At 70.4% G+C, this 14,609-nt stretch carries 13 protein-coding genes and 1 pseudogene; 8 read left to right on the top strand and 6 right to left on the bottom strand.

The window, feature by feature from the left end; all coding sequences use genetic code 11:
• Positions 1–387 precede the first annotated feature (387 nt).
• From BT364_RS17295 to BT364_RS17285, 3 genes are all read left to right on the top strand, one after another.
• Entirely contained in the window at positions 388–1,176 is a 789-nt protein-coding gene (locus BT364_RS17295) for an SAM-dependent methyltransferase (RefSeq protein WP_072486077.1), read from the top strand.
• A 191-nt stretch (positions 1,177–1,367) separates the two neighbouring features.
• Positions 1,368–3,176, top strand: a complete 1,809-nt coding sequence (ggt, locus tag BT364_RS17290) for a gamma-glutamyltransferase (protein WP_072486076.1) — start codon at positions 1,368–1,370, stop codon at positions 3,174–3,176.
• A 169-nt stretch (positions 3,177–3,345) separates the two neighbouring features.
• The gene (locus BT364_RS17285; protein ID WP_072486075.1) at positions 3,346–4,056 is read left to right on the top strand and encodes a glycoside hydrolase family 75 protein; all 711 of its coding nucleotides are present in this window, start codon (positions 3,346–3,348) and stop codon (positions 4,054–4,056) included.
• Between the two features lie 21 nt (positions 4,057–4,077).
• On the opposite strand, the gene map is transcribed toward BT364_RS17285, so the two are convergent.
• Entirely contained in the window at positions 4,078–4,845 is a 768-nt protein-coding gene (map, locus tag BT364_RS17280) for a type I methionyl aminopeptidase (protein ID WP_072486074.1), read from the bottom strand.
• Between the two features lie 41 nt (positions 4,846–4,886).
• On the opposite strand from map, the gene BT364_RS17275 reads away from it, so the two are divergent.
• Positions 4,887–5,156, top strand: a complete 270-nt coding sequence (locus BT364_RS17275) for a helix-turn-helix domain-containing protein (protein ID WP_072486073.1) — start codon at positions 4,887–4,889, stop codon at positions 5,154–5,156.
• 350 nt (positions 5,157–5,506) lie between these two features.
• Here BT364_RS17275 and BT364_RS44205 read toward each other — a convergent pair whose 3' ends face one another.
• The 4 genes and pseudogenes from BT364_RS44205 to BT364_RS17260 all read right to left on the bottom strand — a co-directional run bounded on the left by BT364_RS44205 (position 5,507) and on the right by BT364_RS17260 (position 8,814).
• Positions 5,507–5,629, bottom strand: coding sequence for a hypothetical protein (locus BT364_RS44205; RefSeq protein ID WP_371268611.1), 123 nt, complete (start codon positions 5,627–5,629; stop codon positions 5,507–5,509).
• A 268-nt stretch (positions 5,630–5,897) separates the two neighbouring features.
• A pseudogene (locus BT364_RS43010) lies at positions 5,898–6,191 on the bottom strand (serine/threonine-protein kinase); the annotation flags it as partial.
• A gap of 145 nt (positions 6,192–6,336) precedes the next feature.
• A complete protein-coding gene (locus BT364_RS17265; protein ID WP_072486253.1) occupies positions 6,337–7,431 on the bottom strand; it encodes a Rieske 2Fe-2S domain-containing protein in 1,095 nt (364 codons plus the stop codon).
• Between the two features lie 114 nt (positions 7,432–7,545).
• Positions 7,546–8,814 (bottom strand): aspartate aminotransferase type Ic, encoded by a 1,269-nt coding sequence (locus BT364_RS17260; RefSeq protein ID WP_072486072.1) that lies wholly within the window; start codon positions 8,812–8,814, stop codon positions 7,546–7,548.
• A 391-nt stretch (positions 8,815–9,205) separates the two neighbouring features.
• On the opposite strand from BT364_RS17260, the gene BT364_RS17255 reads away from it, so the two are divergent.
• Both BT364_RS17255 and BT364_RS17250 read left to right on the top strand, forming a co-directional pair.
• The gene (locus BT364_RS17255; protein WP_072486071.1) at positions 9,206–10,048 is read left to right on the top strand and encodes a nitrilase-related carbon-nitrogen hydrolase; all 843 of its coding nucleotides are present in this window, start codon (positions 9,206–9,208) and stop codon (positions 10,046–10,048) included.
• The gene (locus BT364_RS17250; protein ID WP_072486070.1) at positions 10,045–11,328 is read left to right on the top strand and encodes an aspartate aminotransferase family protein; all 1,284 of its coding nucleotides are present in this window, start codon (positions 10,045–10,047) and stop codon (positions 11,326–11,328) included. The genes BT364_RS17255 and BT364_RS17250 overlap by 4 nt, the downstream gene beginning before the upstream one ends.
• A 101-nt stretch (positions 11,329–11,429) precedes the next feature.
• Here BT364_RS17250 and BT364_RS17245 read toward each other — a convergent pair whose 3' ends face one another.
• On the bottom strand, positions 11,430–11,777 hold the full coding sequence (locus BT364_RS17245; RefSeq protein WP_177328153.1) for a hypothetical protein: 348 nt from the start codon (positions 11,775–11,777) through the stop codon (positions 11,430–11,432).
• 329 nt (positions 11,778–12,106) lie between these two features.
• On the opposite strand from BT364_RS17245, the gene hydA reads away from it, so the two are divergent.
• Positions 12,107–13,507: a dihydropyrimidinase gene (gene hydA, locus BT364_RS17240; protein ID WP_072486069.1), complete on the top strand. Its 1,401-nt coding sequence runs from the start codon at positions 12,107–12,109 to the stop codon at positions 13,505–13,507.
• A gap of 11 nt (positions 13,508–13,518) precedes the next feature.
• The gene (locus tag BT364_RS17235; RefSeq protein ID WP_072486068.1) at positions 13,519–14,520 is read left to right on the top strand and encodes a TIGR03842 family LLM class F420-dependent oxidoreductase; all 1,002 of its coding nucleotides are present in this window, start codon (positions 13,519–13,521) and stop codon (positions 14,518–14,520) included.
• The last annotated feature ends 89 nt before the right edge of the window (positions 14,521–14,609 follow it).

Genomic DNA, 14,609 nt, shown 5'->3' with positions numbered 1-14,609 from the left:
CGGTGCGGCGACGACCGCGTCCGGCAGCCGCACGCTCCACGCCTCGAAGCCGGACGGCAGCGTGCCCTTCGGACAGACGCCGGTGCGGGCCGGGCCACTGCGGGCCGTGGCGGACGGTCCGACATGCCTGCCTCCTCCGTCCGCCCAGGGAGCCTACCGGCCACCCCGACCACCGTCATGCCGTGACCGCTGCTGCCGGTGCCACGTGCGAGGTCAACTCGGGCTTCCACAACCGGAAAGAGACGTGCCGGAACGTGCAGGCAAGGGTTCGGGTACCTTGTCGATCAGCTGCACCCGGCGCTCCGTCGGCCTGGGATGCACGGGGGCGAGTATGCGGGGCGCCGGCCGCCGCGGCTGGCCTTCAGACACTACGAGACGAGAACCGAAATGACTGAGCAGACAGAACTCGAGGCCCGGATCCGCAGCGGCGTACCGCACTCGGCCCGCGTGTGGAACTACTGGATCGGAGGCAAGGACCACTACCCGGTCGACCAGGAACTGGGAGACCAGGTCATAGCGAGCTACCCCCAGACCCGGGATCTCGCCCGTGCGTCACGGGCCTTCCAAGCGCGTGCGGTGCGGTATCTGGCCGACGAAGCGGGAATCACCCAGTTCCTCGACATCGGAACCGGGCTCCCCGTCCAGAACAGCACCCACGAGGTCGCCCAGAGCGTCCAGCCGAAGGCACGCATCGTCTACGTCGACAACGACCCGCTGGTCCTGGCGCATGCCCGCGCCCTGCTGACAAGCGCGCCGGACGGGGTCACGGAATACGTGCACGCGGACATGCTGGAAGCCGAGCAGGTACTCCAGGAAGCGTCCCGAACCCTGGATATGACACAGCCCGTGGCCGTCATGGTGCTGTCCACGCTGGGACACGTCGAACCCCGGGCCGGTATCGACCTCATGCGCCGCTACATGGCAGGCACAGTGACAGGCAGCTACCTGGTCCTCTGCGACACGGTCGCCACCCCCCAGACACTGGCGGCCCAGGAGGCCTACGCGGCCGGAGACACTCCGCCCTACCTGGTGCGCCGGCCCGAGGAGATCCTCGCGAGCGCCGACGGGATGGAGCTGGTCGACCCGGGATTCGGGTCCATCTCCCTGTGGCGTGCGAGCTCGAGCGAAGACGGTGCCGAGCCCGTCGATCAGTGGGGGTTCGTCGCCCGCAAGTGACATGCGGCTCGCATGCCCGCAGGCCATGGCAACCGAGGGCACCAGCGCCGCGCCGAGGGCCTCTTCTGGCTCGCGGATCGCTTCGCGGACAGGACCGTTCCGAGCGCTCGCGGGCTCGGCTTCACGGCGGTCCTGACGGAGCGGGCGGCACGGCGCTACCCTGCGCGGACGATCCTGCACTGGAGGTGCGCATGCGACGTTCCGTTGCGCGGAATGTGTCGTTGTCGGCTGTTCTCGCCGCTGTCGTCACGGTCGGGGCGGCTGCCCCGTCCTCGTCCGCGCCACCATCGGCTCCGCCGCCCAAGTCACCTGTGGCGGTGGGCTACGGAGGGGCGGTGGCCAGTGTCGACGCGGACGCCTCGGCCGCCGGTATCGAGGTGCTCCGCAAGGGCGGCAACGCGGTGGATGCGGCCGTGGCGACCGCGGCGGCGCTCGGCGTGACCGAGCCCTATTCGGCGGGCCTCGGCGGAGGCGGCTACTTCGTCTACTACAACGCCGAGAAACACACCGTGGAGACGATCGACGGCCGGGAGACCGCGCCCCGCAGCGCGGACTCCTCGCTGTTCCTGGAGAACGGCAAACCGCTCGCCTTCGACGAGGCGGTGACCAGCGGGCTGGCCGTGGGCACCCCGGGCACCCCGGCCACCTGGGACACCGCGCTCGACGCCTGGGGAAGCAAGTCGCTGCGACAGGTGCTGAAGCCGGCCGAGCGGCTGGCCAGGGACGGCTTCGTCGTCGACAGCACGTTCCGCTCGCAGACCGAGGGCAACCAGGCCAGGTTCGCCGACTTCCCGGCGACCCAAAAGCTCTTCCTGCCCGGCGGCCGACTGCCCGTGGTCGGCTCTGTGTTCAAGAACCCCGACCTGGCGCGCACCTACGAAGAGGTGGGCCGCAAGGGGGTCGACGAGCTGTACCGGGGCAAGCTGGCCGACGACGTCGTACGGACCGTCCGCAATCCGCCCGTCGACCCGAACGCCACCCGGGTGGTGCGGCCCGGGGACCTCACCACGAAGGACCTGCGGTCCTACCGGGCGCTGCGGCAGGCTCCGACGAAGACCGGCTACCGCGGCCTCGACGTGTACGGCATGGCACCCTCCTCGTCCGGTGGTACGAGCGTCGGTGAGGCGCTCAACATCCTTGAGTCCACGGACCTTTCGAAGGCGAGCGAGGCACGGTATCTGCACCGCTACATCGAGGCGAGCCGGATCGCCTTCGCGGACCGCGGGCGCTGGGTGGGTGACCCGGCGTTCGAGGACGTGCCGACACGGGAGCTGCTCAGCCAGCGGTTCGCCGACGCGCGGGAGTGCCTGATCAAGGACGACGCGGTGCTGAGCAGCCCGCTCGCGCCGGGCGACCCGAGGCATCCGGCCGACTGCGAGACCGGCGGAACGGCCGCTCCGACGACGTACGAGGGGGAGAACACCACCCATCTGACCGCTGCCGACAAGTGGGGCAACGTCGTCGCGTACACCCTGACGATCGAGCAGACCGGCGGCAGCGGCATCACCGTGCCGGGGCGTGGCTTCCTGCTCAACAACGAGCTGACGGACTTCTCGTTCGCGCCCGCCAACCCCGCCGTCCACGACCCGAACCTGCCCGGTCCGGGCAAGCGCCCGCGCTCGTCCATCTCGCCGACGATCGTGCTGAAGCACGGCGAGCCGGTGCTGGCGCTGGGGTCGCCGGGAGGCGCCACGATCATCACGACGGTGCTCCAGTCGCTCATCGGCACGGTCGACCGGGGGCTCCCGCTGGTCGACGCCATCGCGGCGCCGCGCGCCAGCCAGCGCAACTCGGCGACCACGGAGCTCGAACCGGGGCTGTGGAACAGTCCGCTCCGGGCGCAACTGGAGTCGCTGGGGCATGCCTTCAAGCTCAACCCGGAGATCGGGGCGGCGACAGGTGTGCAGCGACTGCCGGACGGACGGTGGCTGGCGGCTGCGGAGAAGGTACGGCGGGGCGGGGGCTCGGCGATGGTCGTCAACCCGAGCGGGCGCCCGTGACGGTGTGCGGCTACCGGAGGTGATGGTCCGTCAATGATGCTTTGTACGGGGCCGGTTCCTTGTGATCGTTCACGGGGAACCAGCCCCGTGGTCTTGACGGTGGCATCCGGCCGGGGCCATGTTGTGCGCGTCGGTAAGGAAAGTTTCCTGATGGAAGGGCACCCCCACTGTGCGTACCCGAACGCTCGCCCTCGCTGCCTCCGGCGCCGCCCTGCTCGCGGCCGTCACTCTGGCCCCTGCCGCCCACGCCGGTCCGGTCCGGGGCGCGGACCCCGCCGGGGCGGAGCTCAAGGAGGGTTCCGTCAGCGCGGCCGATCTGCTGGCCGAGGTCACCTCGTGTTCGCAGATCTCCAACGGCAAGTACCGTACGGACGAGGAGACTTCGGCGACCATTCCGGTCTGCGGCAAGAACGGCGCCGTGTTCTGGAAGGCAGACATGGACATCGACTGCGACGGCGAGATCACCGCCGCCTGCAACGAGGACACCGACCCGTGGTTCCAGAACGGGACGGCGTTCGAGACCTCCGACGGAAAGCCCCTGAACGCCGAGAAACTGCCGTACGTCGTCGTCCCGAGCACCAGCAGCATCTGGAACTACAGCGATGCCGGGATCAAGGGCGGTGGCGTCGCCGCCGTCATCTACAACAACAAGGTCGAGTACGCGGTCGTCGGCGACACCGGCCCCAACAAGATCATCGGTGAGGCCTCGTACGCCACCGCCAAGGCCCTCGGCATCGACCCGGACCCGGAGACCGGCGGAGCGGAGTCCGGCGTCACCTACATCCTGTTCAAGAACTCCAAGGTGTCGCCGATCGAGAGCCACAGTGCCGCCGTCACCGCCGGTGACGCCCTCGCCAAGCAGTTCATCCAGAACAACTAGAGCGGGGCAGGTCCCGGGGCGTCACAGCGCGGTCAGGATGCGCGGGCCGTCGTCGGTGATCGCCACCGTGTGCTCGGCGTGCGCGGCGCGGCTGCCGTCGGTCGTGCGCAGTGTCCAGCCGTCCCGGTCCGGGTGGAAGGCGTCCGTTCCGCCGCTGATCAGCATCGGCTCGATCGCCAGCACCATCCCGTGCCGCAACGGCATGCCGCGACCCGGTCGTCCCTCGTTGGGGACGGCCGGGTCCTCGTGCATCGACCGGCCCACGCCGTGGCCGCCGAAGCCCTCCGGGATGCCGTATCCCGCACTGCGGCAGACCGTGCCGATCGCATGCGCGATGTCACCGATCCGATTGCCGACGACCGCCGCCGCGATGCCCGCGTCCAGCGCCTCGTAGGCCGTCTCGATGAGCCGGGTGTCGGCGGGCCGGGCGCGCCCGACGGTGAAACTGATCGCCGAGTCGCCGGCCCAGCCGCCCAGTGTCGCGCCCGCGTCGACGCTCACCAGATCGCCGTCGCGCAGCCGCTGGTCGGTCGGGATGCCGTGCACGATCGCGTCGTTGACCGACGCGCAGATCACGGCGGGGAAGGGAGTGGGCGCGAAATGCGGCCGGTAGTTCAGGAACGGCGATCCGGCGCCGGCCTCGCGCAGGACCTCGCGGGCCACCTCGTCCAGTTCGCGCAGGGAGACGCCGACCGTCGCGGCTTGCCGTGCTGCGGTCAGGACCTGTGCGACGACCCGGCCGGTCTCACGCATGGCTTCGATGGATGTGTCTGTCTTGAGCTGCACCATGCCAATTACTATACCGGTCGCAGCGGTATTAGAATGACGGCATGGTACGAACGCCCCTGACCCCGGAAGAGCGCCGCCGCGGCGAGCGGCTCGGAGCGCTGCTGCGTGAGGCGCGCGGCGGCCGCAGCATGATCGAGATCGCGGCGAGCGCCGGCATCTCCGCCGAGACGCTGCGCAAGATCGAGACGGGCCGCGCCCCCACCCCCGCCTTCTTCACGGTCGCGGCGCTGGCCGGGGCGCTCGGGCTCTCGATGGACGAGATCCTCACCCGCTGCGCCCCGGAGCCGGAAGCGGTGCCACTGGCGGGGTGAGGTCCCGGCGGCCCGATCGGGGCCGCATCGCGCTCGAAAACCCCGCGTAGTCGTGACGTAACACGGCTGATGTCGAATGCTCGCGGACTGGAAGGCTCCGGCCGACGTCGGCGAGGGCGAAGATGACAGAGCATCAATATGCGGAAGAAGTACGGGAGTTCACCCGATACCTGCGGGATGTCGTGGCGCTGCTGGACCCCGGGAGCGGCTGGTACGGCCTCTTCTGTCGGCGTGATCCTGCCGGGATGCGGGCCTGCCTCGACGGCGCCGAGATTCCGCCCTGGGATGTGATGGAGTCGCTCCTCCAGGACCTGGCGGCCGTGCGTGGCACGGCGTTCGCGCAACACGAGTCAGTGCGCGGCGCCGAGCTGTACTCCGCTTCGGTGGCCGCCCACGACCGGCGCCCGGGCGGGCGGCAGATGCTCGTCGAGCGGCTGGAGCTGATGCTGCGGGAGCAGACGTACGCGGCCCAACACCTCCGGGCCGCCGGTGCGGGCGGCACGACCACCTCGGACATGCAGGCGGTCGCCTGGGCCAGGGACGACCACGAACGCGCCACGGCCCGCTGCTCGGAACTGCGCGCACGGCTGGCCGCGGTGTCGGTGCCGAAGGGCTGGTTCCGTACGGAGGAGCCGGACGGGGCCGGTGAGGCCGCCCCCGGGCGCGGGAAGCCGCGCGGTGCCCGGTTCGCGGGGCTCGATATGGATGACGCCGACGACTGCCCGGGCGTGACCGCCCCCGTCCTGGCACGTACGCCGTGGCCAGCCAGGGCGCCTCGGCGGCCGGGTCGGCGTCCACCACCGGAGCCGTGTGGAAGCCGCCCACGCTCCGCGCTGCCGCGACCTCCGCGCGGAACCGCTCCCGGAAATGCGGGTCGGCCGCGATCTCGGGGCGAGCCACCTTCACGGCCACCGCGCGTCCGCCGCGCGAACGCGCCAAGTAGACGGTGCCCATCCCGCCGGCCCCCAGCTCGCGCTCCACGGCGTACCCGCCGATACGCTCCGGCAGGCCCGCGCAGTCCGCCCCGTACCTCATGCTCCGTATGCCTCCCCCTGTGCTCCGGCGCCTCGGTATGACTCAGGCACCCCGCCCTGCTCGGCACAGGTCCGGGCCGGGGCGCGCACGCCGATCCGGCCCGGAATTCCCTCCCCGGAGCGCCGGCGCCCCGGCCCTGTCGGTCTCAGGGCACCTCGGCCCCGTCGGCCTGCACGATGTGATCGAGCCGCGTCACGCGGTCCTTCCCGGGCTGCGGTGGGTAGAACCGCCGGGCCCAGCGCCGGAACGGGCCGATCGGGCCGTCGCCGGGAGCGAGCCGGGGCGGTTGCTGGTACTGCTTGTGGTTCCAGATCGGGAAGTCCGCGGCGGTGAACTCGCAACTGGACTTGAAGACGGCGCGGTCCAGCAGCCTGGCCGCGGTACGGCTCACCATGCGGGCCAGCGGGGCCGGCAGCCGGGCCGGCTCGGCGAAGGAGATGCGGTTGAGCTGGCGGAACTGCATCCGGTTGGGCGCGATCGCCGTCGGCATCACCATCGTGCACATCCGCAGTCCCAGCCGGGGCGTGTGCACATCGGCGTGCAGACAGCCGAGCCCGTAGCCGTCCACGTCCACATCGACGACGAAACTGCCCAGCAGCGGCGCCGACTCGTGGGCCCGCATGGACACATGGAACGCGGCGTCGTCGTAGACCACGGGCCCGCCGATCTCGGCCCTGTCCCAGCCGTGCAGGGTGGCGAAATGCCCGAGGTCCACCGAGTTCTCGATGACTTCCTGGACATTGCCGGCCAGTTCCCAGGCCGCGCACCGCGCGGGCCGGTGACCGATCCTGTGCCAGTCGGGGATGAACCAGTCCGGAGCCCGGCCGTCGTGGTGCCGCCAGACGAACACGGCGCCGTTGACCTCGTGCACCGGCAGCTGCGACAACGGTGACCTGGGCGGCGTCGTGTCATATCCCGTACGCACACAGGTGCCGTCCGGGCCGAACGCGAAGAAGTGGAAGGGGCATACGAGATCGTCCCCGTCGACCCTCGCCAGACCGAGGTGGGCGCCCAGATGCGGGCAGTACGGGCGGATGGCGCGGACCGCCCCCGTGCCCAGCCGGTACAGCACCACGTCCTGACCCGCCAGTGGGCGGGTGAGCACGGTGCCCGGCCGCAGCTCCTCGGAGAACGCCAGCGCGGCCCAGCCGCTCGGATAGGGCAAGGCGGGCGCGCCCGCAGCATCGGCCGGTGTCGGCCCCTCGCTGATGGCGCGCCCGTACTCGCGTGACTGTCCCACCACATCCCCTTCCGGATTCGGTCGCCTGGAGCCTGCCCAGACCGATCCGGAATCCTCCCGAAACACCGCAGATCACCCGGACGGGGAGAAAGGCGGCGGGAGTTGACGGGATGTTCAGCGTGCCCGCTGCTCGTACCCCACGAGCCTGACGCAGACGGCGAGCCCCGCGATCGCCTGCTCCAGCTCCGCGAGCCCGGGGTAACTGGGCGCGATCCGGATGACCGCGTCGCGCGGGTCTTCGCCGTACGGGTGCGTGGCGCCGGCCGGGGTCAGTACGATGCCCGCCTCGGCGGCACGGCGTACCACCTCCTTGGCGCAGCCGTCCGGCACCTCCAGGGTGACGAAGTACCCGCCCTTGGGCGAGGTCCAGGCCGCGAGCCCGGTGCTGCCGAGCTCGGCGTCCAGGATCCGGGCCACTGCCTCGAACTTGGGCTGCAGCAGGGCGCGCTGGCGCTCCATGTGGCCCCGCACCCCGTCGGCGTCGCGCAGGAACAGGACGTGCCGCAGCTGGTTGACCTTGTCCGGGCCGATCGAACGCTTGGCGTTGTTGCCGAGCAGCCACTGGAGGTTTGCGGGCGACGAGCCGAAGAACGCGACGCCCGCGCCCGCCGCGGTGATCTTCGAGGTGGAGCCGAACACGAATGCCCGGTCCGGGTTGCCGGCCCCGGCGCAGGCGGCGAGCAGATCGGCGATCTCGACGGGATCGTCGGTGAGGTGGTGGGCGGCGTAGGCGTTGTCCCAGAAGATCCGGAAGTCGGGAGCGGCGGTGCTCATCGAAGCGAGCCGGGCCACGGTCGCGTCGCTGTAGCAGGCGCCGTCCGGGTTGCTGTACTTCGGCACGCACCAGATGCCCTTGACCGTCGGGTCCTCGGCGACGAGCCGCTCCACGGCCTCCATGTCCGGGCCGTCCGCAGTCATCGGCACCGGGATCATGTCGATCCCGAAGCGCTCGCAGAGCGCGAAGTGCCGGTCGTAGCCGGGCACCGGACACAGGAACGCGATCCGCTCCTGGTCCACCCAGCGCGACTCGGCGCCCGGCACCACGCTCAGCAGGGCGTGCACCAGGCAGTCGTGCATCAGCTCGAGGCTGGAGTTCCCGGCCGCGATCAGCTGGCCGGCCGGCACCTGGAGCACCCCGGCGAAGATCTCCCGGAGCTCGGGCAACCCCTGCAGCCCGCCGTAGTTGCGTACGTCGGTGCCGTCGGCGGAGGTGTGCCGCCCGCCGGGCAGGCTCAGCAGGTCCTCGGAGAGGTCGAGCTGCTCGGGGGCGGGCTTGCCCCGGGTGAGGTCGAGCGAGAGGCCCAGTCCCGCCAGGTCCTGGTAGTCCCGACGGGCCCGGTCGAGGAGCCCGGACAGTGCGTCGGGGCTCAGCTCGGTGGTCATGGTGGTGTTTCCTCTCGCAGATGCCGCTCGGAAGGGGGCTCCTGCCGAGAATACAAACCGGTGCGGGCGAGCGACGGCCCGGGAGCCGGGAGCCGGTGCATGGGCATCGACGAGGACCTGGCGGCGGACGGCGGTCCCGGCGAGGAGGGGGAGCCCCGGTGGCACCGCCGGTGGATCCCCCAGGGCGGGAAGCGAGGGGGCCCACCTCGGCCACCGCCTGCCCGCCGGCCGGGCGTGTGGACCGCACGGGTGTGAAACATGATCGACTCCGCCGGTTCACGGCGATGGTCTTGCCCCGCTGTGTGACGGGGCTTACGTTCTCCTCTACGCACGTGTCTACGGGCGTAGAAACGCGTTGAGGCTCTCTGACGCCGCGTCGAAGGAGCAGCTCATGTCCCCAGTCGTTCGCGCCGCACTCGTCCAGGCGACCTGGACCGGCGACACCGAATCCATGATCGCCAAGCATGAGGAGCATGCGCGCGAGGCCGCCCGTCAGGGCGCGAAGATCATCGGTTTCCAGGAGGTGTTCAACGCCCCCTACTTCTGCCAGGTGCAGGAACCCGAGCACTACCGCTGGGCCGAGGCCGTCCCGGACGGGCCGACCGTCCGCCGGATGCAGGAACTCGCCCGCGAGACCGGCATGGTGATCGTCGTGCCGGTCTTCGAGGTCGAGCAGTCCGGCTTCTACTACAACACCGCCGCCGTGATCGACGCCGACGGCTCCTATCTCGGCAAGTACCGCAAGCACCACATCCCGCAGGTCAAGGGGTTCTGGGAGAAGTACTACTTCAAGCCCGGAAACGTCGGCTGGCCGGTCTTCGACACCGCCGTCGGCAAGGTCGGTGTCTATATCTGCTACGACCGGCACTTCCCCGAGGGGTGGCGTCAACTCGGCCTCAATGGCGCCCAGTTGGTGTACAACCCGTCCGCCACCTCGCGCGGCCTCTCCGGCTACCTCTGGCAGCTGGAGCAGCCCGCGTCCGCCGTCGCCAACGAGTACTTCGTCGCCGCGATCAACCGCGTCGGCCAGGAGGAGTACGGCGACAACGACTTCTACGGAACCAGCTACTTCGTCGACCCGCGCGGTCAGTTCGTCGGTGAGGTCGCCAGCGACAAGGAGGAGGAACTCCTCGTCCGCGACCTCGACTTCGGGCTCATCGACGAGGTCAGGCAGCAATGGGCGTTCTACCGGGACCGCCGCCCCGACGCGTACGAAGGACTGGTGGAGCCGTGAGCAGCCTGCACGATCGCCACCTCGCCGTCAGCCCCGACTGGCTGGCGCTCTACTACAAGCGCCCGCTGGAGCTCACCCACGGCGAGGGCCGGCACGTCTGGGACGCCGACGGCAGGCGCTACCTCGACTTCTTCGGCGGCATCCTCACCACCATGACCGCCCACGCCCTGCCCGAGGTGACCAAGGCGGTCAGCGAGCAGGCCGGCCGGATCATCCACAGCTCCACGCTCTATCTCAACCGGCCGATGGTCGAGCTGGCCGAACGCGTCGCCACGCTCTCCGGCATCCCGGACGCCCGGGTCTTCTTCACCACCTCCGGCACCGAGGCCAACGACACGGCGCTGCTGCTCGCCACCGCGTACCGCGGGTCGAACCAGATCCTCGCGATGCGCAACAGCTACCACGGAAGATCGTTCTCCGCGGTCTCCATCACCGGCAACAACGCCTGGTCGCCGACCAATCTGTCGCCGCTGCAGACGCTGTACGTGCACGGCGGGGTGCGCACCCGGGGGCCCTACGCGCACCTCGGCGACGCGGAGTTCATCGAGGCGTGTGTCGCCGACCTGGAGGACCTGCTCGGGCACACCCGGACACCGGCCGCCCTGATCGCCGAACCCATCCAGGGCGTCGGGGGGTTCACCTCACCGCCCGACGGCCTCTACGCGGCGTTCCGCCGGGTCCTGGACCGGCACGGCGTCCTGTGGATCTCCGACGAGGTGCAGACCGGCTGGGGCCGCACCGGCGAACACTTCTGGGGCTGGCAGGCGCACGGGCGGAACGGCCCGCCGGACATCCTCACCTTCGCCAAGGGCATCGGCAACGGCATGTCGATCGGCGGTGTCGTGGCCCGTGCCGAGGTCATGAACTGCCTGGACGCCAACTCCATTTCGACCTTCGGCGGTTCCCCGGTCACCATGGCGGCCGGTCTCGCCAACCTCTCCTACCTCCTCGAACACGATCTGCAGGGCAACGCCCGGCGCGTCGGCGGTCTGCTGATCGAGCGGCTGCGGGCGATCGGCGCGGGTTCCGAGTGCGTACGCGAAGTGCGCGGCCGGGGCCTGATGATCGGCATCGAGCTGGTGAAGCCCGGCACCGACGAGGCGAACCCGGAGGCGGCCGCGACCGTGCTCGAAGCGGCCCGCGAGGGCGGTCTGCTCATCGGCAAGGGCGGCGGCCACAACACCAGCGTGCTGCGGATCGCACCACCGCTCTCGCTGACCATCCCGGAGGCGGAGGAGGGCGCGGAGATCCTGGCCGAGGCTCTCCGGTCGGTCGGCTGAGGCAGGCCGGCCGAGGCCGGTGGGTCGAGCGGTGGGCCGGGCTCCGGCCGGTGGGTACGGGGCCCGGCCCACCGGTCAGCCCCGGTGGCCGGTGGGGCGGGTCAGCTCCAGGCCGTGAACCGGGTCGAGCTCGCCGTAGCGACCTGCGGGGTGCAGCCGTCGTACGAGACGTACACATCGCCGGTCTGCGGGCCGTCCACCCGGTAGTTCGTCGCGTACGAGACGGTCGCCCCGGCCGCGCCGTTCAGCCGGTAGGCGGGGCTGACCAGGGTGGAGTCGAGCTGCCCGGCGCCGTGCGCCTTGTCGTCCCACTCGTCGGAGTCGGCGACCGCGAACACATTGCGGGCGCGGACGTCGGTCTCGCGGCCCTGGCCGCGCTCGGCGTCGGTCCAGAACTCGCCGGTGGCGAAGGACCAGCCGCGCCACTCGGTGACGCCGCCGGCCGGCATCTTCGAGTTGTCGATGGACCAGCCCTCGGGTGCGGTGCTCGTCCACCCCTCGGCGTCGGCCGGGAGCCCGGTCTCGTCGACGGGGGTGTGCAGCGCGGGGCGCAGCGAACATTTGGACCAGACCCGTAATCGTTTCGTTACTGAATGGCGGTCGCCGCGCCGGTCGTCGTCGCGGCTGTGGGCCGGTGGAGTGCCGGGCGGATGAAACAGAAACGTCTTCAGCGGTTAGCGGCAGCGGTATTGCCACAGTGGGTAACCCACTTCTACGTTCTTCATCACGCACCTTGTCTACGTGCGTAGACCCATTCCGCCACAGTGAGGAGGGGTACATGAGCCGCACCGTCATCCACGGTGGTCTCGTCATCACCGCGTCCGACGAAATCCATGCCGACGTACTCATCGAGGGCGGCCGCATCGTGGCCCTCGCGGCGCACGGCACCGACGCGGCCGAGAGCTGGAGCGCAGACCGGAGGATCGACGCCACCGGCAAATACGTCATCCCGGGCGGCGTCGACGCGCATACCCACATGGAGATGCCGTTCGGCGGCACCTACGCCGCCGACACCTTCGAGACCGGCACCCGGGCGGCCGCCTGGGGCGGCACGACCACGATCGTCGACTTCGCCATCCAGTCCGTCGGCCACGCGGTCCGCGAGGGGCTCGACGCCTGGTACGCGAAGGCCGACGGCAAATGCGCCATCGACTACGCCTTCCACATGATCCTCTCCGATGTGAACGAGTCCACGCTCAAGGAGATGGACCTGCTGGTGTCGGAGGGCGTGACCTCCTTCAAATTGTTCATGGCCTATCCCGGTGTCTTCTACAGCGACGACGGCCAGATCCTGCGCGCCATGCAACGGGCCTCCCACAACGGCGGCCTGATCATGATGCACGCGGAGAACGGCATCGCCATCGACGTACTCGTCGAACAGGCCCTCGCCGAGGGCCGCACCGACCCCCGCTACCACGGAGACGTGCGCAAGGTGGCGCTGGAGGCCGAGGCCACCCACCGTGCCATCCAGCTCGCCCGCGTCGCCGGCTCCCCGCTGTATGTCGTGCACGTCTCCGCGGACGAGGCCGTCGCCGAGGTCGCCGCCGCCCGCCACAAGGGACTTCCGGTCTTCGGCGAGACCTGCCCGCAGTACCTCTTCCTCTCCACCGACAACCTCGCCGAGCCGGACTTCGAAGGCGCCAAGTACGTCTGCTCCACCCCGCTGCGGCCCAGGGAACACCAGGAAGCGCTCTGGCGGGGGCTCAGGAACAACGAACTCCAGGTCGTCTCCACCGACCACTGCCCCTTCTGCTTCTTCGGCCAGAAGGAGATGGGCCGGGGCGACTTCTCCAAGATCCCCAACGGAATGCCGGGTGTGGAGAACCGGATGGACCTCCTCCACCAAGCGGTCGTGGACGGCCACATCTCGCGCCGCCGCTGGATCGAGATCGCCTGCGCATCCCCGGCCCGGATGTTCGGCCTGTACCCGAAGAAGGGCACCATCGCCCCGGGCGCCGACGCCGATGTCGTCATCTACGACCCGGCGGCCGAACAGACCATCTCCGCCGAGACCCATCACATGAACGTCGACTACTCGGCGTACGAGGGAAAACGGATCACCGGCCAGGTCGAAACGGTCCTCTCGCGCGGCGAGGTCGTCATCGACGAGAGGAAGTTCACCGGCCGGGCCGGACACGGCAGCTACACCCCGCGCGCCACCTGTCAGTACCTCGACTAGGAGCACCCGTCATGGACTTCGGACTCGTCCTCCAGACCGACCCGCCCGCCTCGGCCGTCGTCGGCCTGATGCGCCGCGCCGAACGCAACGGCTTCCGCTACGGCTGGACCTTCGACTCGACGGTGCTCTGGCAGGAACCGTTCGTCATCTACAGCCAGATCCTCGAACACACCGAACACCTCATTGTCGGCCCCATGGTCACCAACCCGGGCACCCGCACCTGGGAGGTGACCGCCTCCACCTTCGCCACCCTCAACGACATGTACGGCAACCGCACCGTCTGCGGCATCGGACGGGGCGACTCGGCGATGCGCGTCGCAGGACGCAAACCCAACACCCTGGCCCGGCTCGGCGAGGCCATCGACGTCATCCGCGACCTCGCCGAGGGACGCGAGACGACCGTCGACGGGCAGCCGGTCCAGATCCCCTGGGTGAAGGACGGCAGACTGCCCGTCTGGATGGGCGCGTACGGCCCGAAGGCGCTCGCCCTCGCCGGGCAGAAGGCCGACGGCTTCATCCTCCAGCTCGCCGACCCGTTCCTCACCGAGTGGATGATCAAGGCGGTACGGGACGCGGCGACGGAGGCGGGCCGCGACCCGGACTCCGTGACGATCTGCGTCGCCGCCCCCGCCTATGTGGGCGACGACCTCGACCACGCCCGCGAGCAGTGCCGTTGGTTCGGCGGCATGGTCGGCAACCACGTCGCGGACCTCGTCTCCCGGTACGGCGCGCACTCCGGGCTCGTCCCCGAGGCCCTGACCGCCTACATCAAGGACCGGCAGGGCTACGACTACAGCCACCACGGCCGGGCCGGGAACCCCGACACGAACTTCGTGCCGGACGAGATCGTCGACCGGTTCTGCCTGCTGGGCCCCGCCGAGGCGCACATCGAGAAGCTGCGGGCCCTGCGCGACCTGGGCGTCGACCAGTTCGCCGTATACAACATGCACGACGCGCGGGAGGCGACGATCGACGCCTACGGCGCGCAGATCATCCCCGCTCTGTCGGACTGACCCGTCCCCTCCCCGCAGGGTTGTCCGCACCCCCGTCCCCGCACCCCCGTCCCCGCACCCCCGTCCCCGCACCGCCGTACCCCCGCGCC

The organism is Streptomyces atratus (assembly GCF_900119365.1).
GTDB classification, from domain to species: Bacteria; Actinomycetota; Actinomycetes; order Streptomycetales; family Streptomycetaceae; genus Streptomyces; species Streptomyces atratus_B.
This window is presented reverse-complemented; position numbering and strand designations above follow the sequence as displayed.